Here is a 22,873-nt window from a genome sequence, read left to right as displayed (position 1 = left end):
GGGTTCGAAGGATTCTGACGGGTTCGAGTGAGGCAGCCGTGGTGCCGTGGGCGCCACGGCTGCCTGGGATAACCGTGCCGCCCCGGTCGGCCGCCGTGACATGATCGAGCGATTGCCGGGGAGAGGACGGGATGATCAGCACCACGGGGGAGAGCAGGTCAGGCTGGCTGCGCGGCCCGCTGCGCCCGTTCCGCAACGGCCAGTACGGTCTGCTGGCCGGTGCGTTGGCCATGTCGCTGCTCGCGGACGGCGTGTGGATGATCGCCATCGTCTGGCAGGTCATCGCGATGGGCGGCGGGCCGAGCCAGCTCTCCTTCGTCTCCGCCGCGATGGCGGGTGGGATGCTGGTCACCACGCTGCTCGGTGGAGTGCTGGCGGACCGGATCCCGCAGCGCCGGATCCTGTTCGTGGTGGCCGCGTCCCGGACCGCCGCGGTCGGCCTGGTGACGGCGTTGACGCTGACGGACCGGCTGTCCCTGTGGCATCTCGGGGCGGTGTCGTTGCTGATCGGTGTCGGCAACGGCTTCACCTTCCCGGCCTACTCGGCCCTGCTGCCGTCGATCCTGCCGGCCGAGGACCTGCTGGCCGCCAACGGTGTCGAGGGGATGCTGCGGCCGACCATCATGCAGGCCGCCGGTCCGGCCGTGGCGAGCGCCATGATCGCCGCCTGGTCACCGGGCGCCGCGCTGCTCGTGGTGACCGTGCTGGAGGCGGTCGGCGTGCTGTTCCTGCTCGCCCTGCGCCCGGTGCCGCTCCGGCACGACCGGGCCGCGACCGCCGCGCATCCGATCAGGTCCACCCTGACCGACCTGCGGGACGGCTTCGTCTACATGGGACGCACCCCGTGGCTGCTCGCCACCCTGCTCTTCGCGTCCGTGCTGACCCTGCTGATCATGGGACCGATCGAGGTGCTGGTCCCCTTCGTGATCAAGGACCGTGCCGGTGGCGGCCCCGGCGACCACGCGCTGGTGATGGCGGCCTTCGGCATCGGGGGCGCGATCGGCTCGCTCGGAATGGCCTCCTTCCGGATGCCGCGCCGGTACCTGACGGTGATGAACCTGTTCTGGGGCCTCGGGTGCCTGCCGCTGGCCCTGGTCGGCGCCGCCACCCAGGTCTGGCTGATCGCCGCGGCGGTGTTCGTCGTCGGGATCTGCTTCTCCGCACCCATGGTGATCTGGGGCACCCTGTTGCAGCGGCGCGTCCCGGCACACATGCTGGGCCGGGTCTCCAGCCTCGACTTCTTCGTCTCGCTGGTCTTCATGCCGCTGTCCATGGCGATCGCCGGGCCGGTGAGCGCCGGCGTCGGGCTCGGCACGACGTTCGCGCTCGCCGGCCTGCTGCCCGCCGCCATCGCCGTACTGGCGATCGTGCTGGCCCGGATGCCGCAGGACGAGCTGGCGCATCCGCTCGACGTACCGGCCGAGCCGGGGGAGCGTCCGGAGCAGCTGGCCGGGTCGGGCGCACCCGAGGCGGCCAGCCGCTGACCACCCGGACCCGGGGTCACCGGGCCGGGGGCCAGGTCACGCCCGGATCGGAGCCGCAGTCACCCGGGGCCGGCCGGCACGGTCCGCACGGCTGCTCATCCCGCCCAGACACCGGTCGAGGCGGTGCTGCGGGCGTAGTCGCGGAAGTCCCGTGCCGGGCGGGCGAGGGCCCGTTCCACGCCGTCGCCCAGGTGGGCGTTGCGGCCGTCCAGCACCTCGGTGAAGAGGTAGGTCAGCAGCGCGACCTCGTCCGCCGGCAACTGGTACTCGGCCAGCATGCCGGCGTACTCCTCGATCGTCACCGATCGGAACCGGACGTCCCGCCCGGTGGCGGCGGCGATCTCCCCGACGGCCTCCGCGAAGGTCAGCAACCGGGGGCCGGTCACCTCGTAGAGCTGGCCGGTGTGGCCGTCCTCGGTCAACGCCGCGACCGCGACGTCCGCGATGTCGTCGGTGTCGACGAACGGTTCGCCGACGTCCCCGACCGGCAGCACCAGCTCGCCGCCCCGCACCGGGTCCAGCAGATGTCCCTCACTGAAGTTCTGGTTGAACCAGCTCGCCCGCACGATCGTCCACTGCACGCCGGAATTCATGATCACTTCCTCGGAGAGCTGCGCCTCCTCCTCGCCCCGCCCGGAGAGCAGGACCAACCGGCGTACCCCGTGCCGCACCGCGAGGTCGGTGAAGGACCGGATCGCGTCGGCGGCGCCCGGAACCGCCAGGTCCGGATAGAACGACAGGTACGCCGACGTCACCCCGTGCAGCGCGGGCGCCCAGCTGGCCCGGTCCGCCCAGTCGAACGGCGGCTCGCCGGACCGGGACCCGATCCGTACCGGCCGGTGCCGTGCGGTCAGTCGTTCGGCCACCCGGCCGCCGGTCTTGCCGGTACCGCCGAGGACCAGGGTCAGGGCCGTCTTGTCGTGCTCGTGTTCGGTCATGTCACTGATTCAAGCCGGCCCGGATGCGACTTCCCATAGCCAGGAATCGCAGTTCCATGTCTGCACGTCTAACCTGGGTACGTGGACGCGTTGACCGGCCTGCTCGACGGGCCACGGGCCCGAGGTGCCTTCCTGCTCCGTTCGGTCCTCGACCCGCCCTGGTCGCTCCGGATCCAGGACGAGGCGCCGCTGACCCTGGTGGTGCTGCTGCGGGGCGGGGCGGTGCTGCTGCCCGACACCGGAGCGGTACGACCACTGGGCGAGGGCGACGTCGCCATCCTGCGCGGCCCGGAGCCGTACACCGTGGCCGACGATCCGGCCACCCCGCCGCAGGTGATCATCCATCCCGGCCAGCGGTGCAGCACCGTCCGGGGAGAGAGCCTGGAACAGGCGATGGACCTGGGCGTACGTACCTGGGGCAACAGCCCGGACGGCGCGACCGTGATGCTCACCGGCACCTACCAACTGCACGGCGAGATCGGCCGACGACTGCTCGGGGCGCTGCCCCAACTGCTCGTCCTGCCCCCGGAGGAGCGCCTCACCCCGCTCGTCCGGCTGATCAACGACGAGATCGTCCAGGACGTACCCGGCCAGGAGGCGATCCTGGACCGGCTGCTCGACCTGCTGCTGGTCGCGGTCCTGCGGACCTGGTTCGCCCGACCCGAGGCCGAGGCGCCGGCCTGGTACCGGGCCCACGCCGACCCGGTGGTCGGGCGGGCCCTGCGAATGCTGCACAACAACCCGGCCCACGCCTGGACGGTGGCCGGCCTGGCCGGCGCGACCGGAGTCTCCCGCGCCGGCCTGGCCCGCCGGTTCGCCGAACTGGTCGGCGAGCCGCCGATGAGCTACCTGACCGGCTGGCGCCTGGCCCTCGCCGCCGACCTGCTGCGCGAACCCGATGCCACCGTCGCCTCGGTGGCCCGGCAGGTCGGCTACGGCAGCCCGTTCGCGCTCAGCACCGCCTTCAAGCGGGAACGCGGGATCAGTCCACACGAGCACCGGGTCGGGGCATCCGCCGGGTAGCCGGCGTCACCGGTCCTCGAACGGATCGTGACCGAGCAGGTCGAGGAAGGCCGCCCGGACGTCGATCCCGGCCGGCTGGCCGCGTGCGGCGCGGTCCCGGACATGCTCGAACATCGGGGTCAGAATCCGGATCTCCTCCGCCGAGACGACGGCCACCAGCGGTGCCGCGCCGCGCCGGTCGACCTCGACGGCGACGATGCTGGTGTCCGGGATCGCCGAGAACGTGAACGGCCCCAGCCGCCGCACGCTCACCGCCGGCGTTCCGTCCGCGCTGGCGCCGCACGCCATCGCGCGGATCGCGGCGATCCGCTCGAGTTGGTACTGCGCCAACGCCCGCAACGTCGGTGACTTCTCGGGATTGTCGCGGATGTCCCGGAGCCGTCGCTCGACGTCGTCGAGGTTGGTCGAGTTGTCATCGTCGCGCGCGCCTCGCATCGCCAGAGAGTATCGATGCCTGTCCGAGCCCCGTCGCACACGCGGTGCGAACGAAACTCGACTCGGCGCGCGGCGGCGGGACGCCGGATCCGAGGTACCGGGCCCGATCCGTGGACTCAGACAGCCGGCCGGACCGGGCGTACCGGTGCCTGGTGCGGGGTCGCGGCACGCCGGCCGCCGGCCGCCCGGCCACCCTGCCGCCCGGTCGTCGTACCGGCCGGCGGGGCCGTGGACCGGCGTACCACCAGCGTCGGCGGAAGCAGGATCGAGCGGGGATGGCGCTGCGGCTCGTTCAGGCCCTCCAACAGCAGCCGCGCCGCCTCCGCGCCGAGCTCGTAGTGCGGGATCCGCACCGTGGTCAGCGGCGGGCTGAGCTTGTCGATGAAGGGCATGTCGTTGAAGCCGACCACGCTGACGTCCTCGGGGCAGCGCAGGCCCTGCTCGCCGAGCGCGTCGTAGCAGCCCAGCGCCAGCAGGTCGTTGCCGGCCAGTACGGCGGTGAAGTCGACGCCGGCCGAGAGCAGCCCGTGCACGGCCTCCGCTCCCGCGCTCTCGGTGAAGGACCGGCAGACGACCAGCCGTTCCGGCGCGTTGTCGAGGTCGTGGTCCGCGAGCGCCTGCCGGAAGGCGCGCAGTCGGCTGAGCCCGGTGGACAGGCCCTGCGGCCCGGCCAGGTGCACGATCCTGCGGTGGCCCAGTTCGACGAGGTGCCGCATCGCCAGCGAGACCCCGGTGGCGTCGTCCGCGGTGACCGAGGGGATGTCGGAGCGGCCCGCCCGGCGGTTGACCAGTACCACCGGGCTCTCCGCCGCCGCGAGTTGTTCGAGCAGCGGATGTTCGAGCCGGGCGGTGGCGAAGACGTAGCCCTCGACGTTCCGGCTGCGCATCGACTCGACCGCGGCCGCCTCCCGGGCGGGGTCGTTGTCGGTGTTGACGATCCAGGCGTTGTAGCCGACCGCGCCCAGGACGTCCTCGACTCCCCGGGCGATCGGCGGGAACAGCGGGTTGGTCAGGTCGGGGATCACCAGCCCGATGCTCGCCGACCGGGCGGTCTTGAGACTCCGCGCGATCGGGTTGGGCCGGTAGCCGAGCGCCTGCGCGGCCCGTTCCACCCGGTCGGCCGTCTCCGCGTTGACCAGGCTCCGGGTCGCGGGGTTCAGCGCCCTGGACGCCGTGGCCCGGTGCACCTGGGCCCGGTCCGCGACGTCCTGCAGGGTCGGCTTCCGCATGCTGGAATCGTAAGCGGAGGGCCCGGTGGGAACATAACCGCGTGTACTCACGGCGATGCCGGGTGGCGATCGCACCGGCCGGCCGGTCCGGCCCGGCCCGGAGGCTGCGCCGGTCGCCCGCGCCGGTGACCCCGGTCGCCGCCGCTCATGTCGCCGCCGAGGGAAGGAAGCGGTCGTCCACCAGGCCCGAGCCGGGTGCGACCAGCGTCGCGAGTTCGCGGTCGCCACCGGCGTACCGGCTGCGCAGCCGGCGCAGCGTCGCCAGCGACTCGGCGTCGAGCCGACCGTCGGGCACCAGGCCCTCGTCCGGATCCGAGAGCGTCTCCAGGTAGCGCCGGACACCGTCGGGCGCCAACCCGAGGCGGGACGCGGTGACGCCGCCGGCCAGTTCGGCCAGCCGACCCTCGGCGAGCGCCCGTGCGGTCGCCAGGACGACCTCGGTGAGGTTCCGCAGCGGCGACGACTTTTCCCGTACGCCGCCGGCCGGCGCGGCGAGCACGGTACCGAGATAGCGGCCCAGTGACGAGGCGCGGCTGAGCCGGGTACAGCCGGCCGCCTCGGCCCGCAGGTCGTTGCCGGCGTTGAGCACCGTGGTCGCGCACTTGCCGGCGACCAGGGCGGCGGCCCGACGTGGGGTCGACCCGAACGCCGCCACCTCGTAGTCGTGCCCGGCGCGCATGCCCTGCCGGGCCAGCAGTTCGTAGGCCACGAACGCGAACCCGGACGTCGGGACGTCGACCGCCAGCACCCCGCCCCGCAGGTCGTCGACGGACCGTACGCCGGGACCGGCGAACAGCGACAGTCCGAGCCCCCGGTCCACGGCGGCCAGGATCCGTACGTCCGCCGCCCGTCCCAGCGGGTTCGACGCCGTACCCCGGTAGGCGAGCACGTTGTCGGGACTGGTGAAGACGGCGTCGAGTTCACCGGCGAGCAGGGCGGTGAACTGCTGCGTCGACGAGGTGACCGGCACCTCCTCGACCATCAGCCCGGCCCGCTCCCACGCGCCGCTCGCCGCCGCCACGCCGAGTACGACCGATGGACTGAACACACCGAGCCGCAGCCGCACCGGATCCGCCATCCAGCATCTCCTCAGGTCGAATCGAGTTCGCGCAATCGGTTGCAGATCCTCCGGTGGCCGGGGCGGCGCGTCAACGCCACCGGAGCCGGCCCGGTACGACGCTCAGGCACGTGCCCGCTCCATCAGTGCCCGGAGCCGGGGTTCCGGTTCGAGGACGAAGAGACCGCCGTGCACCCGGTCGGTCACCCAGACCAGCCCGTCGGAGTCGACGAACAGGTCGTTGGCCTGCGGCGCCGACTGGCCCGGCGGTGTCTCCGACACCCAGTGCGCGACCTCGCGGGGATCGCCCGGATCGGCCAGGTCGTAGACCCGCACGCCGGCGCTGAAGTAGGTGGCGAAGACGAGTCGTCCGCTCCGGTACGACCCGGGTCGGTTCTCGTGCAGGCAGTGCGGCCCGAACCGCATCGGCAGTTCGTCGTACGGGCCGGTCGGGTGGGGGAGGGGGCCGAGGTAGCGCGGCGTCGACGGTTCGGCGATGTCGACCAGGTGGATCCGCCGCTCGGGGGCGTACGGGCCGTCGTGCTGCTGCTCGTCGGTCACCACCAGCAGGTCCCGGCCCGGCAGCGGCAGGCAGGTGTGCGTCGCCCCGCCGCCCCATTCGAGGTGGCCGGTCATCCTCGGCGCCGACAGGTCGGAGACGTCCAGCACGACCAGGTTGGCGTCGTCGAAACCCAGGTATCCGACGTCGCCCGCGATCAGGGCGTGGTGTGCGGCGTACCGCCGGTCCGCCGGCCAGTCCGGCCGCTCGCCGCCGGCCGTCCACTGCCCCGGCCACCACCAGCGGCCGACCTCGACCGGTCGGCTGGGATCGGCGAGGTCGAGTACGACCCAGATCCGGTCGGTGAAGCCGTCCGGCACCGCCGACAGGTGGGCGTACCGGCCGCCCTCCCAGACGATCCGGTGCACACCCTTGCCACCCGAGGGCCAGAAGCCGATCTGCTCCGGCGCGAGCGGGTCCGCCAGGTCGAAGACGGCCAGCCCGGCCGAGTGCGGCCCAAGTGGACCGGTGGGCCGGTACGGATAGCGCTCGTGGTTGACCAGCAGCAGCCCGTCGGCCACCTGGACCTTGTGAGTGTGGCTGTTGGCCGGGGCGGGCCACTGGCCGGCGAGGCGGGGCCGGAGCGGGTCCGACACGTCGAGGACGGAGGTGCCCGTCCTCGACGTACCGGTGTGGCCGACGTAGAGGGCGTCGCCGGAGCGGATCACCTGCATCCCGTCGCCGCTGCCGGCGAGGTCGTGGTGCGCGAGCAACCGGAGTCCGCTGGCGTCGGCCGTACCCAACCGCATGGTTCACACGTTCCCGGGGACGGGGCGCAGCGGCAGGCCCAGGTTCTTCTGGGCGCGCCACAGTGGCAGGAGATAGGTGTACTCGCGCCAGTCGGTTCCCTCCGGCACCGACTTGAAGCTGATCTGGTCGGCGATGAACTTGTCCATGTCGGCGGGTTCGAACCCGCCGTCGACGACGTGGTACGTCGGCGCGTTCTCCGCCGAGTACGCGTCGGCGAAGTCGGTGGGGATCTCGAAGCCCTGCTTGCGCATCAGGTCGAGGACCGCGTCCTTGTTCGCCTGCTCGGTGATGAACTGCCGGGCCTTGAGCGTGGCGGCGAGGAACGCCGTGACGGTCTCCGGGCTCTCCGTCAGCAGCTCGTTGGCCGCCCAGCCGTTCTGCGGCACCCGGCGGGTCTCCTCGAAGAGGAACTTGCCGCCGGCCTTCTCCAGCAGGCCACGGTGCCGCAGCTGTACGCTCGCGCCGTCCACGGTCCCGGCGATCACCGACTGGAGCCGCTCGTTGGACTGTCCTCCGGTACTGACGATTTTGACGTCCTTGGCCGGGTCGACGCCGTTCTTGACGAGCAGTTCCCGCAGGATCGCGTCGTTGCGGCTGTTGAACTGGCCGCCGGTGATCGTCTTGCCCTTCAGGTCCGCCGCCGAGTTGATGCCCTTGCGGACTCCCAGGACGTTGGCCTCGCCGCCGAGGTAGACGGAGAGAAAGCGGACCCCGGTGTTGCTCTTCTTGGCGGCGGCGATCGAGGTGTCGGCGTCGTAGAGGGCCAGGTCGAGCGAGCCGCCGATGAGCGCCGGAAGCGGGTCCTCGATCGTCTTGATGTCGACCTTCTCGATGCCGACGTCCCGCAGGTACCCCTTCTCCTGCGCTACCAGGATGTCCTCGTGGAACAGGTAGTACGGGTTGTCGACACCGACCACCAGTTCCTTCTTGACCTTGCTCTTGTCGATGGCGCCGTCGACGTCGTCGGCGGCGGCCGGCAGGTCCCGGCTGGTGGTGTTGCCGGTGTTGTCGCCGCCACCGCCGCCGCAGCCGGCGAGGAGGAGAAGCACGCTGGAGGCGGCTACGAGATGGGTGAGCCTGGTTCTGTGCATCGGTCGCTCCTGGTCGTCGTCGTCCATGGGAACCGGTGTGTGCAGTGGGGACCGCGAGGGGGCCGGGCCCGAGCGGGGTGGGCGGAACTACGCTCGCGAGGTCTCCCGCCAGGGCGCCGCGCGCTCCTCCAGCCAGCGCATCGACTGCACCAGGCCGACGGAGATGACCGCGAGGAGCAGCAGGGTCGCGTAGAGCATGGGGGCGTCGAACTGTTCGCCCGCCTGGTCGAGGAGGAAACCGAGCCCGTTCCCGCCGCCGCCGAGCAGTTCGCCGATCAGCATGCCGACCAGCCCCCGGGCGATGCCCTGGTTGACGCCGGAGATCACGAACGGCAGCGTGTACGGCAGGATCACCTTGAGATAGATCTCGGACCGGTTCGCCCCGAAGGTCTCGCCGGCCCGGAGCAGCGAGGGTTCCACCGTCTTCACGCCCGCCATGCAGTTGACCATGATCGGGAAGACGGCGGAGAGCACGATGATCGTCAGCTGCATCGAGTTGCCGAAGCCCAGGATCAGGATCAGCAGCGGGATGAGGGCGACGCGCGGCAGCGAGGTCATCGCCCAGACGTACGGGCTCAGGATCAGGTCGGCGATCCGGCTCGCGCCCATCAGCAGGCCGACCGGGATGCCGATCGCCGCCGAGATCGTCAGGCCGATCAGGAAGTTGGAGAGGCTGTGCCGCAGCTCCGGCCAGATGGTGCCGTCGGTGAACCCGGTCCAGAGCGCGCCGAACACGTCGCTGGCCTGCGGGAAGAAGAGCGGATTGATGACCTCGGCGCGGGCCAGCAGCTCCCACAGGAGAAAGAAGATGGTCAGGTTGACCAGCGTGATCACGGTGCTCTTGAACGGCGCGAACCGGCTGACCGCGAGGCTTTCGATGTGCTTGCCGTCCACCCGTCCCGGGTCGGTGGCCGGGGACTTTCCGATGGTGTCGGTGGTGGTCATGACCCGCCCTCCCGCTTCGCGCCGAGGGCCTCGTCGGCCAGGAGCGACCACAGGTGGCTGCGGATCTCTCCGAACCGTGCCGACCGCTTGACGTCGGCCTGTTCGTCGAACCGGGGCCGGGCGAGGTCGACGTCGATGACCTCGCGGATCACGCCCGGCCGCTTGGATATCAGTACGATGCGGTCGGCGAGCAGGACGGCCTCGTCGATCGAGTGCGTGATGAAGACGACCGTCTGCCGGGTGTTGGTGATGATCTTCTCCAGTTCGGCCTGCATGGCTTCCCGGGTCATCGCGTCCACCGCGCCGAAGGGCTCGTCCATCAGCAGGATCTCCGGTTCGGTGACGAGCGCGCGGGCGATGCCGACCCGCTGACGCATGCCACCGGAGAGTTCGTGTGGATAGGACTTCTCGAAACCGGTCAGGCCGACGAGTGCGAGCGCCCGGGCCACCCGTACCTCGCGCTGGGCCTTCGGTACGTGCCCACGGCGGTTCTCCATCGCGAAGTGGATGTTCCGCTCGACGGTCCGCCAGGGCAGCAGCGCGTAGTCCTGGAACACCATCGCCCGGTCGGCGCCGGGGCCGGTGACCTCCCGGCCGTGTACCCGTACCGTGCCCTTGAGCGGCTTGACGAAGCCCGCGATCAGGTTGATGAGGGTGGTCTTTCCGCAGCCCGAGGGGCCGACGATGGCGAGGAACTCGCCGGGTCGCACCTGGAGGGAGACGTCGCGCAGGGCGATCAGTCTGGTGTGTTCGCGCCTGTTCTCGTAACCGGCGTCGACGTTCGCCACCTCGATGAGCGCCGGCTCTGACTCTTCTCGCCCGGCGACCCGGTGCGTGCCGGGTTCCGCGGGGACGTGAACCTTCGATTGCACCATGCCAGCTCCCTGCTCAGATCAGAAGCCTGGCCGACTGCTGGTGTGGCGTACGCCACTGCAATCGGTTGCGCCACGGTATCAACCGCATTTCGGGGCGTCAACGGATTCCGCAGCTCACAACCGGGGCATCCCGGCCGGGAAGCGGTGCAGCGACCGCCAACCCGCTGCGGTGACCACCACCATCTCGCCGGTCTGCACCCCGGCCACCAGGTCGGTGGTGCAGATGTTCGGCTGCACCACCAGCGTCATGCCCGGACGCAGCGGCTCGGCGTGCGGGCCGCGCAGGGGACGGCCACGTCCACTGAGCACGGGTGGCAGGTAGCCGCCGCCCAGCCCGTGCACGAGATCGTCCACGGTGGTCAGTCCCTCGGCGCGGACCCGGTCGAGCACCCCGAGCAGGTCGGCGGGGCGGGCGCCGGGCCGGATCCGGTCCAGCAGGTCGTCCCGGACCTCCTCGGCGACCCGGTGCAGGTGGGCGTACCGGGCGGTGGGCGGGGCGCCGACGGTGGCCGTACGCAGCAGTTGCGCGGGATGGTCCGGACCCCAGCCGGCGCTGAGTTCGAAGATCACCACCGAACCCGGTTCCGTGCGGCGGTCGCCCGGCCACTGCGCCGGTACGCACCGGTCCGGGTCCGCCATCGAGGTGGTCGTGACGTAGCAGATGTGGTGGGTGCCGCCGGCCGCCCGGTAGGCGTGTTCGGCGGCGGCCACCATCTCGCGCTCACTGGCACCCGTCGCGGCGGCCGCCAGCAGGGCCTGCGCGCCCCGGTCGGTGAGTGCCGCCGCATACTCCAGCCAGGTCAGCTCCTCGGCCGACTTCGTCATCCGCAGCCGGGTGTACGCCTCGTCCAGTCGCACCGTCCCGGTGGCCCAGCCCGCGACCGCGTCCCGGATCGGCCCCGGAACCGGCCCCAGCAGCGCCACCCGGCGCGGGGCGCCGCCGCTGGCCAGCGCCCGGAGCACGGCGTCCGGGGCGTCGCCGTCGAGCATCCCGACCTCGTCGCCGAGCCCGGCGTCGCGGACGGTCCGCCGGGCGTCCGGAACGTGGTTCGGGAAGCCGACGAGCAGCCGGGCGGGTCCGTCGCCGTCGAGCACCACCACCGCCTCCCGGGTGACCGGCCAGGTGGTGAGCCAACCGACGGCGCTGCCGAACCGGTTCGCCCCGTACGCCAGGACGGTGTCGGCGCCGGCCTCGGCGGCCGAGGCCAGCAGCCTGTCCCGGCGGTCCCGCAACTCGTCGACGCTGAATCGGGGCGGAGGGCCGGCCACGGCCGGTGACATGGTTGACACGTTCCTCATCGTCGGGCAACGATGCACACGATTGCAAGATCCGACGACAAGGAGGCGGAAATGGACGACCGAGTGACCTCGGCGATCGCCAACTGGGCGCCCCGGTTCACCACCAACGGGGTGGCCGTCGCGGACTTCGAACGGGTGACCCGGGCCGTGACCCGCTGGGAGGACTGGTGCGCGGCCTGGTCGACGGTGGCCGCCGAGCACGAGGCGCTGGCCGTGGAGGCCGGTGCCGAGCGGCGGTTCCGCTCGGCGGCGCAGCACCACGCCCAGGCCGCGGTCTACTACCACTTCGCCAAGTTCCTCTTCGTGCAGGACCTCGACCAGATGCGCACCGCGCACGCCGCCGCGGTGCGCTGCCTGGACGCCGCCCTGCCGTACCTCGATCCGCCTGGGCGCCGGGTGGAGATCCCGTACGACGGCAGCCGGCTGGTCGGGGTGCTGCGGCTGCCCGCGCACCGGACCGGACCGCACCCGCTGGTGGTGATGATCCCCGGTCTGGACTCGGCGAAGGAGGAGTTCCGCTCGACCGAGGCGCTCTTCCTGGAGCGTGGGGTCGCGACCTTCAGCGTCGACGGGCCCGGCCAGGGCGAGGCGGAGTACGACCTGCCGATCAGGGGCGACTGGGAGCGGCCCGGTGCCGCGATCCTCGACGCGGTGTCCGCACTGGACGACGTCGACCCGGACCGGCTCGGGGTGTGGGGGGTGAGCCTCGGCGGCTACTACGCACCGAGGGTGGCCAGCGGCGACGACCGGGTACGCGCCTGCGTCGCCCTCGCCGGCCCGTACGACTTCGGCAGTTGCTGGGACCAGTTGCCGGCGCTGACCCGGGAGGCGTTCCGGGTGCGGTCCCGGTCCACCGACGACGACGCGGCCCGCAAGGTCGCGCACACCCTCAGCCTCGACGGCCGTACCTCGTCGATCACCTGCCCGTTGCTCGTCGTCAGCGGTCGACGGGACCGGCTGATCCCCTGGCAGCACGCGGAACGGCTCACCGCCGAGGCGGCCGGGCCGACCACGCTGCTGATGCTGGAGGAGGGGAACCACGGCTGCATGAACGTGGCCGCCCGGCACCGGCAGCGGACCGCCGACTGGATGGCCGCCCGGCTGGGAGTGTGACCGTGTCTTGACACCCCTGTGACGCCTCATCTAGCGTCCGAGACTAGCGTTCGTAGCAATCGATTGCATAGAAGGCGGGGCACGATGACCGACGGAACGCTGCCATCGGAGACGGTCGGTTGGATCGGGGCCGGCCGGATGGGTGCGGCGATGGCCCGCCGCCTCGCCCGGCGGGGCGTCGACATCACCGTCTGGAACCGCACCCGGGCCAAGTCCGAGGCGCTGACCCCGGACGGCGCACGGGTCGCGGACCGGCCCACCGAGCTGGCCGACCGGAACGTGGTGTTCACCATGGTCTCCGCCTCGGCGGACCTCGAGACGGTGCTGATCGGCGAGGACGGCCTGCTGACCCGCGCCGACGCGGCGCCCGAGGTGGTGGTCGACTGCTCGACGGTTTCCCCGGAGACCTCGGCCGCGATGCGGGCGGCGGCGGCCCGGCGCGGCACCGAATTCCTGGCCGCACCGGTGAGCGGCAACGCCAAGGTGGTCGCCGCCGGCAAGCTCAGCCTCGTCGTCTCCGGCCCCGAGCCGGTCTACCAGCGGGTCGCGCCGCTGCTGGAGTGCATCGGCAGGTCGGCGACCTACGTCGGCGAGGGCGAGGCGTCCCGACTGGTGAAGATCTGCCACAACCTCCTGCTCGGCGTGGTGACGCAGTCGATGGCCGAGATCACCGTCCTCGCCGAGCGCGGCGGGGTCTCCCGGGCGGCGTTCCTGGACTTCCTGAACAACAGCGTGATGGGTTCCACGTTCAGCCGCTACAAGACCCCGGCCTTCGTCAAGCTCGACTACACCCCGACGTTCACCCCGGTCCTGCTCCGCAAGGACTTCGACCTCGGCCTCGCCGCGGCACACGACCTCGGCGTACCCATGCCGCTGGCGGCGCTCACCCAGCAACTCGTGCAGGGCACCATCAGCGGCGGACGGGAAACCGAGGACTTCGCCGTGCTGCTCGACCAGCAGGCCGCGAGCGCCGGCCTGGACCTCAAGCCCGAGGCCGCCGAGGTGGACGACGGCCTGACCGCGTAAGGGAGGTGCCGCCATGACGGTTACCGCTGGCCCGCTCGTGCCGTCCCCGGGACGGATGGGCGTCGACTTCGAGGAACGGGTCGACTTCGGTCGGCTGCGGAGCTACCGGCTGGGCCGGGCCCGGGACGCCCTGGCACAGTCGGAACTCGGCGCGCTGCTCGTCTTCGACATCAACAACATCCGGTACCTCACCTCGACGATGATCGGTGAGTGGGCCCGGGACAAGATGGCCCGGTACGCGCTGCTGGCCCGGGACGCCGAACCGGTGCTCTGGGACTTCGGCTCGGCCGCCAGGCACCACCAACTGCACGCCCCGTGGCTGCGCCCGGAGAACTCCCGACCCGGCATGCTCGGCCTACGTGGCTCGGTCGCCCCCGAGGCGGGACTCTTCGAACGGGCGGCCCGGGAGATCAAGGGCCTGTTGGAGGAGGCCGGAGTCGCCGACCTTCCCCTCGGCATCGACGTCGCCGAACTGCCGATGGTCTTCGAGTTGCAGCGCCTCGGTCTCGACGTACGCGACGGTCAGCAGGTGCTGCTCGACGCCCGGCTGATCAAGTCGGCGGACGAGATCGCGCTGCTCTCCACGGCGGCGGCGATGGTCGACGGGACGTACCAGACCATCGTCGACGCGCTCAAGCCCGGGATCCGGGAGAACGAGGTCGTCGCGCTGGCGAACAAGCGGCTCTACGAGATGGGCTCCGACGACGTCGAGGCGATCAACGCGGTCTCCGGCGAGCGGTGCAGCCCACATCCGCACAACTTCAGCGACCGCATCATCCGCCCCGGCGACCAGGTCTACTTCGACATCATCCAATCCTTCAACGGCTACCGCACCTGCTACTACCGCACCTTCGCGGTCGGCCGGTCGACGCCCGCGCAGCGGGACGCGTACACCCGGGCCCGGGAGTGGATCGACGCGGCGATCGAACTGGTCAAGCCCGGGGTCGGCACCGACGAGATCGCCCGGCTGTGGCCCCGGGCGGACGAGTTCGGCTTCGCCGACGAGATGGCCGCGTTCGGCCTGCAGTTCGGGCACGGCCTCGGCCTGGCCCTGCACGAACGGCCGATCATCAGCCGGCTGAACTCGCTGGAGAACCCGGTCGAGCTGAAGGAGGGGATGGTTTTCGCGCTGGAAACCTACTGCCCGGCCACCGACGGCTACTCCGCGGCCCGGATCGAGGAGGAGGTCGTCGTCACCGCCGAAGGCCCGCGCGTGCTCACGCTCTTTCCGGCAGAGGAGTTGTTCGTTGCCAACGCCTACTGAACTCGGTCTTCCGCCCATCCCCGCCTTCGGCGCGGCCGTCGACGACGACCTGGCGCTGCGGCTCTACACCCTGATGCGCCGGCTGCGCCGGTTCGAGAAACGCGCCTACGACCTGTTCCTGCAGAACCTGGTCAAGGGCACCAGTCACCTGTCGCTGGGCCAGGAGGCGATCGCGGCCGCGTTCGGGGTCGCCATGCGCCCCGACGACTGGACCTTCGCCACCTACCGGGGGCACGCGCACACCCTGGCCCGGGGCGTCGAGATGACCCCGGTGATGGCGGAACTGCTGGGCCGGTCCACCGGACTGCTGGCCGGCAAGGGCGGCTCGATGCACCTGACCAGCGTCGAGCACGGCATGATGGGCTCGTACGCGATCATCGGTGCCCATCTGACCATCGCGAACGGCGCGGCATGGTCCGCCAAGCTGCGCGGCACCGACCAGGTCGCGGTCTGCTTCTTCGGCGACGGCACCACCAACATCGGCGCGTTCCACGAGGCGCTGAACCTCGCCGCCATCTGGCGACTGCCGGTGGTCTTCGTCTGCGAGAACAACCTCTGGATGGAGTACACCCCGATCGCGAGCGTGACCGCGGTGCGGTGGCCGGCCGCAGACCGGGCCGGGGCGTACGGGTTGGAGTCGCAGGTCGTCGACGGCAACGACGTCACCGAGATGTACGAGGTGGCCCGGCGCGCCATCGAACGGGCCCGGGCCGGTGAGGGACCGGCGCTGATCGAGGCGTTGACCTACCGGCACGGCGGACACTCCCGGGCCGATCCGGCGAAGTACCGACCGGCGGAGGAGGTACGCCCGTGGCTGGCCCGGGACCCGGTCGAGACGTACCGGGCCCATCTGTTGTCGTCTGGAACGGACGAGGCGACGCTGAAGCAGATCGACGAGAACGTGCTGCGCGAGGTGGACGAGGCGACCGAGGCGGCGAAGGCCGGCCCGGCACCCGACCTCGACTCGGTCGACCGGGACGTCTGGGCGGATGGAGGCTCGTCATGGCGCAACTGAACGACGCGGCGGACGAGGGCTGCGCGGCGGACCAGGGCTACGCGGCGGTCGAGGGTTACGCGGCGGACCAGGGCTACGCGGCGGTCGACGGCTACTCGGTGGACGGAGGCTCGTCATGGCGCTACTGAGCTACCGCGAGGCGGTCGCCCGGGGCATCGCCCAGGAACTCGACCACGACGAGCGGGTCGTCTTCCTCGGTGAGGACGTCGCGGCGCCGGGCGGGGTGTTCAAGGCGACCGGCGGTCTGCTCGACCGGTTCGGTCCGCTGCGGGTCTCCGACGCGCCGATCTCGGAGCAGGCGATCCTCGGTGCCGCGATGGGCGCGGCGATGACCGGGCTGCGTCCGATCGCCGAGATCATGTTCTCCGACTTCCTCGCGGTCTGCTGGGACATCGTCGCCAACCAGATCGCCAAGACCCGGTACATGACGGGCGGGCAGGTGTCGCTGCCACTGGTGATCCGGACCGCCAACGGCGGCGGGATGCGGTTCGGGGCGCAGCACTCGCAGAGCGTGGAGAACTGGGCGATGGCCGTACCGGGGCTCAAGGTCGTCGCGCCGTCCACCCCGGAGGACGTGATCGGGCTGCTCGCGGCGGCCGTTCGGGATCCCGATCCGGTGATGTTCTTCGAGCACAAGGGGCTCTACCCGATGAAGGCGGAGGTGCCGGACGGGGAGATCGTCGACATCCTCGGCACCGCGAAGGTACGCCGGACCGGGGCCGACGCCACCATCGTCGCGCTGGCCGCGATGGTGCCTCGGGCGATCGCGGCGGCCGAGGAGTTGGCCACGCTCGGCATCGAGGCCGAGGTGGTCGACGTACGCTCGCTCGTGCCGCTGGACACCCGGACCATCCTCGGCAGCGTGGCCGCGACCGGCCGGCTGTTCACCGTCGAGGAGAACCCCCGGCTCTGCGGCTGGGGTGCCGAGATCGTCTCGATCGCCGTCGCGGAGGTGTGGTCGGACCTGACCGGACCACCGGTGCGGATCACCACCCCGCACGTGCCGTTGCCGGCGGCGGCGGAGCTCGAGGACCACACCATTCCGTCCACCGCCCGGATCGTCGAGACCGTCCGGAAGGCGCTGGGCTGATGGGTGACGAGGCCCTGGCCCTCGCCCCGGGCGGACTGCTGATCGACGGCCGGTGGCGGTCCGCCGAGGCCGGCGGGACGTTCGACGTCCACGACCCGTCGACGGCCGAGGTGGTCGGCCAGGCCGCCGACGGCGGGATACCGGACGCGCTGGCCGCGGTCGAGGCGGCCGACCGGGCCGGACCGGGGTGGGCCGCGACCGCGCCCCGGAAGCGGGCCGAGACGCTGCGCCGGGCCTTCACCCTGATGACCGAACGGGCCGACCTGCTCGCCCGGCTCATCGTGATCGAGAACGGCAAGGCGCTGCGGGACGCGCACGCCGAGGTGGCGTACGCCGCCGAGTTCTTCCGCTGGTACGCCGAGGAGGCGGTCCGGGCCGAGGGATCGTTGACCACCGCACCGGGCGGCGGTAACCGGATCATGGTGCTCCACCAGCCGGTCGGGGTCTGTGTCCTGGTGACCCCGTGGAATTTCCCGGCGGCGATGGCGACCCGCAAGATCGGACCGGCTCTCGCGGCGGGCTGTTCGGTGGTGCTCAAACCGGCCAGCGACACCCCGCTCACCGCACTGGCGATCGGCGCGATCCTTGCCGACGCGGGCGTACCGGCCGGGGTGGTGAACGTCGTACCTTCCCGTCGGTCCGGCCCGGTCGTGTCGGCGATGCTGCACGATCGCCGGGTCCGGAAGCTCTCCTTCACCGGCAGCACCGAAGTGGGTCGGGTACTGCTCCGGGAGGCCGCCGACCAGGTGGTGAACACCTCGATGGAACTCGGCGGCAACGCGCCGTTCCTGGTTCTCGACGACGCCGACCTGGACGCGGCGGTGGCCGGCGCGATGGTGGCGAAGATGCGCAACGGCGGGGAGGCCTGTACCGCCGCCAACCGGTTCTACCTGCACCGGTCGGTGGCGGACGAGTTCTCCCGGCGGCTGGCCGAGGCGATGGGTCGACTGGTCGTCGGGCCGGGCCTCGATCCGGCCACCGAGGTCGGGCCGCTGGTCAACGAGCCGGCCGTGGCTAAGGTCGACGAGTTGGTGGCCGGCGCGGTCGACCAGGGTGCCCGGGTGCTCACCGGTGGCCTGCGGCCCCGTGGCCGGGGCTGGTACTACCCGCCCACGGTGCTGGCCGACGTTCCACCGTCTGCGGCGATCCTGGCCGAGGAGATCTTCGGACCGGTCGCCCCGCTGGTGGTCTTCGACGACGTCGACGAGGCGGTCGCGCTGGCCAACGACACCGAGTACGGCCTCGTGTCGTACGTCTACACCCGGGATCTCGCGCGCGGGCTACGGGTCAGCGAGGCGCTGGAGTCCGGCATGGTCGGACTGAACCGGGGGGTGGTGAGTGATCCGGCCGCACCGTTCGGCGGGGTGAAGCAGAGCGGTCTGGGGCGCGAGGGCGGTCACGACGGCCTGCTCGACTATCTCGAGTCCAAGTACATCGCGGTGCAGTGGTGACCGTACCGGCCCAGGGAGGCACGTTGTTCGAGGTCCGCATGCCCCAGCTCGGTGAGACGGTCAGCACCGGCACCGTCAACGTCTGGCTGAAGTCGGTGGGTGAGGCCGTCCGGGCCGACGAACCGCTGCTGGAGATCGGTACCGACAAGGTGGACACCGAGATCGAGGCCCAGGCCGACGGCACGCTGCTGGAGATCCGGGTAGGCGAGGGCGAGGAGGTGCCGGTCGGTACGGTGCTCGCGGTGATCGGCTGACCCGGCCCGGTTCAGCCGGCCAGTCCGAACCGCTCGGAGTGCACCTGCCGCCGCGGCACCCGCAGTTGCCGGAGGCTGTGCAGTACGGCGGCGGTCATGCCGGGCGGGCCGCAGACGAAGACGTCGCGCTCGCGGATGTCGGGTACCAGCTCCACCAGGTGGTCCGGCCCGAGGATCGGACCCGTCGGCGGTACCGGCCGGGACGGGCCGGTGATCAGCCGCAGTTCGGCGCCGCGCGCGTCGGCCAGCGTCCGCAGCTCGTCCGCCAGCACGGCGTCGGTGACGGAGCGGACCCGGTACAGCACGACGATGTGCCCGTCGAGGCTCTCCAGCAGCGAACGGATCGGGGTCACCCCGACGCCGCCCGCGACGAGCAGTGTCGCCGGCCGGGTCCGGTGCAGGGCGGTGAAGGCGCCGTACGGTCCCTCGGCGAAGACCCGGGTGCCGACCCGGACCCGGGGCAGCGTGGCGCTGCCGGTGCCCACCGCCTTGGCGGTCAACCGCAGCGACCGGCCGTCGGGGGCGGTGGAGAGCGAGAACGGATTCGTCTGCCACCAGCGGTCGCGGCTGAGGAATCGCCAGAGGAAGAACTGGCCGGCCTGCGCCGGTAGCCGGTCGAGATGGCGCCCGGTGATGTGGATCGACACGACGTTGTCGGACTCGGGTACGACCCGGGTGACCCGGAACCGGTGGCGGAGGTTGCGCCACAGCGGCAGGAGTACCCGACCGGCCAGTACGGCGCCGAGCGCCAGTCCCCAGAGCGTCCACCAGTACGCGGTCGCGAACGTGGACGCGGTGAAGGTGGTACCGACCGCGATCTGGTGGGTGAGGGCGAGGAGCACCGCGACGTATGTGCCAAGGTGGAGCAGGTGCCAGGTCTCGTAGGCCAGCCGACGGCGGGCGAACCGGGCCGACACGATCCCGATCGACACGAGCAGACCCGCCGCGATCATCGCCCACAACACCCCCTTCCAGGTCGTCACCAGGTCGTCGAGCTGCCCGGTGATCGACAGGCCGGACATCATGGACAGACCGATCACCATGCAGGTGGCGTGCGCGAGCACGGTCCAGATCAGGGTGAATCCGGTCCACCGGTGCCAGGCGGTGAGCCGGTCCATCCCGATCCGGCGGTCGAACCACGGCAGCCGGGCGATCAGCAGCAGTTGCAGCGCCATGACCATGGCGGCGTGCACGCCGAGGAACCGGCCGAGGACGAAGGGACCGCTCGACGCCGGGTACGGGGAGAGCACGAGCAGTGTGTTCACCACGACCACGTTCGCGGCGACGCCGAGCCACAGGGTGAGGCGGCCGGCCGTTCCGGGGCGTACCCGGGGGATGCGCAGGGGTGGGGCAGCGGGGGCGTTCACTCGGGCGATCCCTCTTCCTGATGACGACATCGGGCCGGGCCCCGTCACCGTACCGCCACCCGTCGATGCCGCCCGGGCCGAAAAGGAGCCGACGTGCACCGACCACCGGTCGTACGGCTGCGGGGTTGTCCTGAAGCGTCGCGGTCGCGATCACCGCCGCCGGGGCGATGACCGCGACCACGACTGCGGGCTACCCGCGTAGCTGGGTCAGTGCCGCCTCGGCCACCGAGTACGCCGACACCCGCTCCGACCCGTCGATGACCGCCGGCCAGTTGGGATAGTTGACCGGGGTTCCCCAGTGCCACAGTCCCACTTCGTAGACGGTGTAGCTGCCGATGCCCTCCGCCCAGTGCGGTGGTTCGGGCGCGGGCTGGCAGGAGTACCAGGCGGAGACCCAGGACGGGTCGGGGTTCAGCTCCCAGTACACCTCGGTCACGTTCGGCACGGCCTGGCAGTACGGGGTGAACCGTTGCTGGATCCGTTCGAACGCGCCGACCAGCAGGTTCTTCAGCTCGACGGTGCTGAACCGGGCCTGGGCCCGGGCCACCAGCGCGATCGGGCCGACCGTGCCGAGCGCGATGCCGAGCTGATTCTTGGCCGAGAGGGTGGATACCGCACCCCAGAGGCTGTTTATCAGCGTGACGCAGGCGGTGACGTCCTGCGCCCACCGTTGTTTGAGGCTGAGCGAGAACTCCTCGATGTCGGCGAACTCCAGCAGGTGGTGCTCGGCGCAGGCCCGCGCCTCGGCGGTGGCGAGGCCGTCCAGGTGCGCGATGATGGTGTTCCGGGTGTTGTTGATCTCGACGATGATTCGGCTGGTCGCCTCCTCGATCGTCATCCCACCCTCCTCGGAACTGTTGAAATATCCGTACGCCTGCAGGGCGAACTGGGCCACGGCGACGATCGTGGCCGGATCCGTCGCCTGGGCCGGCCGGGCGGCGCCCGGAACCACGACGGCGGTCGCCAACACGGTCGCGGTGACCATTTTCAGCAGCTTCTGTTTCATTCCGCCTCCCGGATCTGGGCCGGGTGCGAGCGCCCAGCCCACCGGAGGGAGGGCGGTCCGGCTCGGGGTGGGAGAGCGGGCGCTGGCACCGGCACTGGTCGACGCCGCAGCGGCGTCACGCGCACGCTATTGGCGGGGTCTGGAACCTCGCTGGACATCCACTGGACGGGCCCGCTGCGGGTACGCCTACCGACGGATCCGCAGGTCGAGCCAGACCAGCCGGTGGTCGGAACTGGGGAACGGGAACGTGCCGGTGAGCCGGGACAGCGGATCGCCGGCCACCGGCCAGAAGACGCCACCGCCGCGTACGTCCAGGCCGCGCGAGGGCAGCACGTAGTCGGCGCGCAGGTTACCCGGTCCGGGTACGTCGGCGAAGTCGGCCGTGTCCTGGGCGGGGTTGGTCCGGTGCGTGGTGTTGGCGCCACCCTGCGCCGCGCCGGCCTCGGCGGCACCGGTGCTCGACGGAACGAACCGGCCGTTGATCCCCCGGTGGTCCAGGAGCTGCTGGGCCGCTCCCGCGATGCTGTCGCCGTCGAACGGGTCGGAGTTCTGGTCCCCGGCGATCACGAACTCCGCACCTGGCCGCAGCCCGCCCCGATGCCCCTCGTCGTCGTAGATGTAACGGCCGCTACCGGGACGTACGTAGTCGGCCCAGAACCGGATCTCGTCGAAGTTGCGCCGCCCGTTGCGATCCTCCGCTCCGTCGAAGACCGGCGGTGTGGGGTGGCTGACCAGGAAGTGCACGGTACGGCCACCGACCCGGACCGGCAGGTCCCAGTGGCTCTTCGAAGAGAGCCGGACGACCGCCAGCTCCTGCCGGGAGTAGAAGTCGCCCGGTGCCGAGGTGGCGGGGTCGTCGGGCAGCAGCGCGCCCGGCATGTCCTTCCAGCGGAAGTTCTGGAAGGTGCGGACGCGGTCGGTGTCGATCGGGTGGCGGGAGTAGACGACCATGCCGTACTGGCCGGGGAAGGCGCCGAAGCCCAGCGCGTCGTCGCCGTACCCGGGTGCCCCCGGCGCGGTCACCACCGTACCGTCGTTGTTCAGGTCGAAGCCCGAGACGATGCCGGTGTTGCTCGGCGCGATGAAGCGGTACGGATAGCCGACCGGCCGGGCGCCGTTCTGGCCGACCGACAGGTAGTTGTCCTGGAACAGCCGGGCCGCCCGCGGGTCGAAGTCGAACTCGTTGATCAGCAACACGTCCGGGCGGGTCCGCTGCACGATCTCGGCGATCGTCCGGGCCTGCGCGTTCTCCGGTGTGGACAGATCGGCCCGCAGCGCCCCTGCGACACCCCGGTTGAGGGAGGCGTTGAAGGTGGCGAACCGCACGTCGCTGCCGCCGCCGTGGGCCGCGGCCGGTGCCGCGACGGTGGGCAGCGCGACGAGGGTCACCGCGGCGGCGATCAGCCCACCCCGGGCCGAACCCTGTGCAAATCGCCTGGAAATCAGGGACACGCTTCCTCCTCGCGATGTCATCCGGCCACGTAGCGGCGTGGCCGGTCTGGCGTCGGTCCACATCCGAGCATTGTCGGCGTCGACGTCCGTAGGCGTGTCTATCGGCAGACGCCGACCAACCGGTGGCGGCCACGTGAACATCGTGCCGGC

General features: G+C 71.4%; 22 protein-coding genes. 10 read left to right on the top strand and 12 right to left on the bottom strand.

The genetic code is table 11. The annotated features are described in order from the left end of the window. Window positions 1-131 precede the first annotated feature (131 nt). Complete coding sequence (locus H4W31_RS35615) at window positions 132-1,484, top strand: MFS transporter (protein ID WP_192770616.1); 1,353 nt, start codon at window positions 132-134, stop codon at window positions 1,482-1,484. A 95-nt stretch (window positions 1,485-1,579) separates the two neighbouring features. On the opposite strand, the gene H4W31_RS35610 is transcribed toward H4W31_RS35615, so the two are convergent. Continuing rightward, complete coding sequence (locus tag H4W31_RS35610; protein WP_192770615.1) at window positions 1,580-2,422, bottom strand: NAD(P)H-binding protein; 843 nt, start codon at window positions 2,420-2,422, stop codon at window positions 1,580-1,582. Between the two features lie 81 nt (window positions 2,423-2,503). On the opposite strand from H4W31_RS35610, the gene H4W31_RS35605 reads away from it, so the two are divergent. Further along, entirely contained in the window at window positions 2,504-3,445 is a 942-nt protein-coding gene (locus H4W31_RS35605; protein ID WP_192770614.1) for an AraC family transcriptional regulator, read from the top strand. A gap of 6 nt (window positions 3,446-3,451) precedes the next feature. On the opposite strand, the gene H4W31_RS35600 is transcribed toward H4W31_RS35605, so the two are convergent. The 8 genes from H4W31_RS35600 to H4W31_RS35565 form a co-directional block, all read right to left on the bottom strand. After that, window positions 3,452-3,880 carry a hypothetical protein gene (locus H4W31_RS35600; RefSeq protein WP_192770613.1) on the bottom strand — a complete coding sequence of 143 codons (429 nt, stop codon included), beginning with the start codon at window positions 3,878-3,880 and terminating at the stop codon, window positions 3,452-3,454. Window positions 3,881-3,996: 116 nt separating this feature from the next. Continuing rightward, entirely contained in the window at window positions 3,997-5,109 is a 1,113-nt protein-coding gene (locus H4W31_RS35595) for a LacI family DNA-binding transcriptional regulator (RefSeq protein ID WP_192770612.1), read from the bottom strand. A 145-nt stretch (window positions 5,110-5,254) separates the two neighbouring features. Continuing rightward, on the bottom strand, window positions 5,255-6,187 hold the full coding sequence (locus H4W31_RS35590) for an ABC transporter substrate-binding protein (protein ID WP_192770611.1): 933 nt from the start codon (window positions 6,185-6,187) through the stop codon (window positions 5,255-5,257). 102 nt (window positions 6,188-6,289) lie between these two features. Next, window positions 6,290-7,474, bottom strand: coding sequence for an LVIVD repeat-containing protein (locus H4W31_RS35585; RefSeq protein ID WP_192770610.1), 1,185 nt, complete (start codon window positions 7,472-7,474; stop codon window positions 6,290-6,292). A gap of 3 nt (window positions 7,475-7,477) precedes the next feature. Next, window positions 7,478-8,566 (bottom strand): ABC transporter substrate-binding protein, encoded by a 1,089-nt coding sequence (locus tag H4W31_RS35580; protein WP_192770609.1) that lies wholly within the window; start codon window positions 8,564-8,566, stop codon window positions 7,478-7,480. Window positions 8,567-8,653: 87 nt separating this feature from the next. Continuing rightward, window positions 8,654-9,511: an ABC transporter permease gene (locus H4W31_RS35575; protein ID WP_192770608.1), complete on the bottom strand. Its 858-nt coding sequence runs from the start codon at window positions 9,509-9,511 to the stop codon at window positions 8,654-8,656. Then, window positions 9,508-10,386 (bottom strand): ABC transporter ATP-binding protein, encoded by an 879-nt coding sequence (locus H4W31_RS35570; protein ID WP_192770607.1) that lies wholly within the window; start codon window positions 10,384-10,386, stop codon window positions 9,508-9,510. Before H4W31_RS35570 ends, H4W31_RS35575 begins: the two co-directional genes overlap by 4 nt. Window positions 10,387-10,500: 114 nt before the next feature. Further along, a complete protein-coding gene (locus H4W31_RS35565) occupies window positions 10,501-11,667 on the bottom strand; it encodes a M24 family metallopeptidase (protein WP_225947536.1) in 1,167 nt (388 codons plus the stop codon). 69 nt (window positions 11,668-11,736) lie between these two features. On the opposite strand from H4W31_RS35565, the gene H4W31_RS35560 reads away from it, so the two are divergent. The 8 genes from H4W31_RS35560 to H4W31_RS35525 are packed head-to-tail and all read left to right on the top strand — an operon-like array spanning window position 11,737 to window position 18,898. Further along, a complete protein-coding gene (locus H4W31_RS35560) occupies window positions 11,737-12,798 on the top strand; it encodes an alpha/beta hydrolase family protein (protein WP_225945857.1) in 1,062 nt (353 codons plus the stop codon). A gap of 18 nt (window positions 12,799-12,816) precedes the next feature. Then, window positions 12,817-13,824, top strand: a complete 1,008-nt coding sequence (locus tag H4W31_RS44575) for an NAD(P)-dependent oxidoreductase (RefSeq protein ID WP_318783595.1) — start codon at window positions 12,817-12,819, stop codon at window positions 13,822-13,824. Between the two features lie 13 nt (window positions 13,825-13,837). Then, the gene (locus H4W31_RS35550) at window positions 13,838-15,088 is read left to right on the top strand and encodes a M24 family metallopeptidase (protein WP_192770603.1); all 1,251 of its coding nucleotides are present in this window, start codon (window positions 13,838-13,840) and stop codon (window positions 15,086-15,088) included. Beyond that, entirely contained in the window at window positions 15,072-16,103 is a 1,032-nt protein-coding gene (locus H4W31_RS35545) for a thiamine pyrophosphate-dependent dehydrogenase E1 component subunit alpha (RefSeq protein ID WP_225945855.1), read from the top strand. The genes H4W31_RS35550 and H4W31_RS35545 overlap by 17 nt, the downstream gene beginning before the upstream one ends. Next, window positions 16,091-16,231, top strand: a complete 141-nt coding sequence (locus H4W31_RS35540) for a hypothetical protein (RefSeq protein WP_192770602.1) — start codon at window positions 16,091-16,093, stop codon at window positions 16,229-16,231. Before H4W31_RS35545 ends, H4W31_RS35540 begins: the two co-directional genes overlap by 13 nt. Beyond that, window positions 16,219-17,193, top strand: a complete 975-nt coding sequence (locus tag H4W31_RS35535; protein WP_192770601.1) for an alpha-ketoacid dehydrogenase subunit beta — start codon at window positions 16,219-16,221, stop codon at window positions 17,191-17,193. The genes H4W31_RS35540 and H4W31_RS35535 overlap by 13 nt, the downstream gene beginning before the upstream one ends. After that, window positions 17,193-18,644 carry an NAD-dependent succinate-semialdehyde dehydrogenase gene (locus tag H4W31_RS35530; RefSeq protein ID WP_192770600.1) on the top strand — a complete coding sequence of 484 codons (1,452 nt, stop codon included), beginning with the start codon at window positions 17,193-17,195 and terminating at the stop codon, window positions 18,642-18,644. Before H4W31_RS35535 ends, H4W31_RS35530 begins: the two co-directional genes overlap by 1 nt. Before the next feature lie 23 nt (window positions 18,645-18,667). Next, window positions 18,668-18,898, top strand: a complete 231-nt coding sequence (locus H4W31_RS35525) for a biotin/lipoyl-containing protein (RefSeq protein ID WP_404825654.1) — start codon at window positions 18,668-18,670, stop codon at window positions 18,896-18,898. 11 nt (window positions 18,899-18,909) lie between these two features. Here H4W31_RS35525 and H4W31_RS35520 read toward each other — a convergent pair whose 3' ends face one another. The 3 genes from H4W31_RS35520 to H4W31_RS35510 form a co-directional block, all read right to left on the bottom strand. Then, window positions 18,910-20,265 (bottom strand): ferredoxin reductase family protein, encoded by a 1,356-nt coding sequence (locus tag H4W31_RS35520; protein WP_318783594.1) that lies wholly within the window; start codon window positions 20,263-20,265, stop codon window positions 18,910-18,912. Window positions 20,266-20,455: 190 nt separating this feature from the next. Further along, the gene (locus H4W31_RS35515; protein ID WP_192770598.1) at window positions 20,456-21,271 is read right to left on the bottom strand and encodes a hypothetical protein; all 816 of its coding nucleotides are present in this window, start codon (window positions 21,269-21,271) and stop codon (window positions 20,456-20,458) included. 186 nt (window positions 21,272-21,457) lie between these two features. Beyond that, on the bottom strand, window positions 21,458-22,723 hold the full coding sequence (locus H4W31_RS35510; protein ID WP_318783593.1) for an endonuclease/exonuclease/phosphatase family protein: 1,266 nt from the start codon (window positions 22,721-22,723) through the stop codon (window positions 21,458-21,460). Window positions 22,724-22,873: the final 150 nt, after the last annotated feature.

It is taken from the genome of Plantactinospora soyae, assembly GCF_014874095.1.
Taxonomy (GTDB): Bacteria; Actinomycetota; Actinomycetes; order Mycobacteriales; family Micromonosporaceae; genus Plantactinospora; species Plantactinospora soyae.
This window is presented reverse-complemented; position numbering and strand designations above follow the sequence as displayed.

Excerpts from the sequence above, each read along its gene's own strand:
- H4W31_RS35610 (WP_192770615.1), bottom strand. The coding sequence starts at position 2,422 with ATGACCGAACACGAGCACGACAAGACGGCCCTGACCCTGGTCCTCGGC.
- H4W31_RS35585 (WP_192770610.1), bottom strand. The coding sequence starts at position 7,474 with ATGCGGTTGGGTACGGCCGACGCCAGCGGACTCCGGTTGCTCGCGCAC.
- H4W31_RS35575 (WP_192770608.1), bottom strand. The coding sequence starts at position 9,511 with ATGACCACCACCGACACCATCGGAAAGTCCCCGGCCACCGACCCGGGA.
- H4W31_RS35530 (WP_192770600.1), top strand. The coding sequence starts at position 17,193 with ATGGGTGACGAGGCCCTGGCCCTCGCCCCGGGCGGACTGCTGATCGAC.
- H4W31_RS35590 (WP_192770611.1), bottom strand. The coding sequence starts at position 6,187 with ATGGCGGATCCGGTGCGGCTGCGGCTCGGTGTGTTCAGTCCATCGGTC.
- H4W31_RS35560 (WP_225945857.1), top strand. The coding sequence starts at position 11,737 with ATGGACGACCGAGTGACCTCGGCGATCGCCAACTGGGCGCCCCGGTTC.
- H4W31_RS35570 (WP_192770607.1), bottom strand. The coding sequence starts at position 10,386 with ATGGTGCAATCGAAGGTTCACGTCCCCGCGGAACCCGGCACGCACCGG.
- H4W31_RS35580 (WP_192770609.1), bottom strand. The coding sequence starts at position 8,566 with ATGCACAGAACCAGGCTCACCCATCTCGTAGCCGCCTCCAGCGTGCTT.
- H4W31_RS35615 (WP_192770616.1), top strand. The coding sequence starts at position 132 with ATGATCAGCACCACGGGGGAGAGCAGGTCAGGCTGGCTGCGCGGCCCG.
- H4W31_RS35540 (WP_192770602.1), top strand. The coding sequence starts at position 16,091 with ATGGCGCAACTGAACGACGCGGCGGACGAGGGCTGCGCGGCGGACCAG.
- H4W31_RS35595 (WP_192770612.1), bottom strand. The coding sequence starts at position 5,109 with ATGCGGAAGCCGACCCTGCAGGACGTCGCGGACCGGGCCCAGGTGCAC.
- H4W31_RS35550 (WP_192770603.1), top strand. The coding sequence starts at position 13,838 with ATGACGGTTACCGCTGGCCCGCTCGTGCCGTCCCCGGGACGGATGGGC.
- H4W31_RS35535 (WP_192770601.1), top strand. The coding sequence starts at position 16,219 with ATGGCGCTACTGAGCTACCGCGAGGCGGTCGCCCGGGGCATCGCCCAG.
- H4W31_RS35515 (WP_192770598.1), bottom strand. The coding sequence starts at position 21,271 with ATGAAACAGAAGCTGCTGAAAATGGTCACCGCGACCGTGTTGGCGACC.
- H4W31_RS35600 (WP_192770613.1), bottom strand. The coding sequence starts at position 3,880 with ATGCGAGGCGCGCGCGACGATGACAACTCGACCAACCTCGACGACGTC.
- H4W31_RS35565 (WP_225947536.1), bottom strand. The coding sequence starts at position 11,667 with ATGTCACCGGCCGTGGCCGGCCCTCCGCCCCGATTCAGCGTCGACGAG.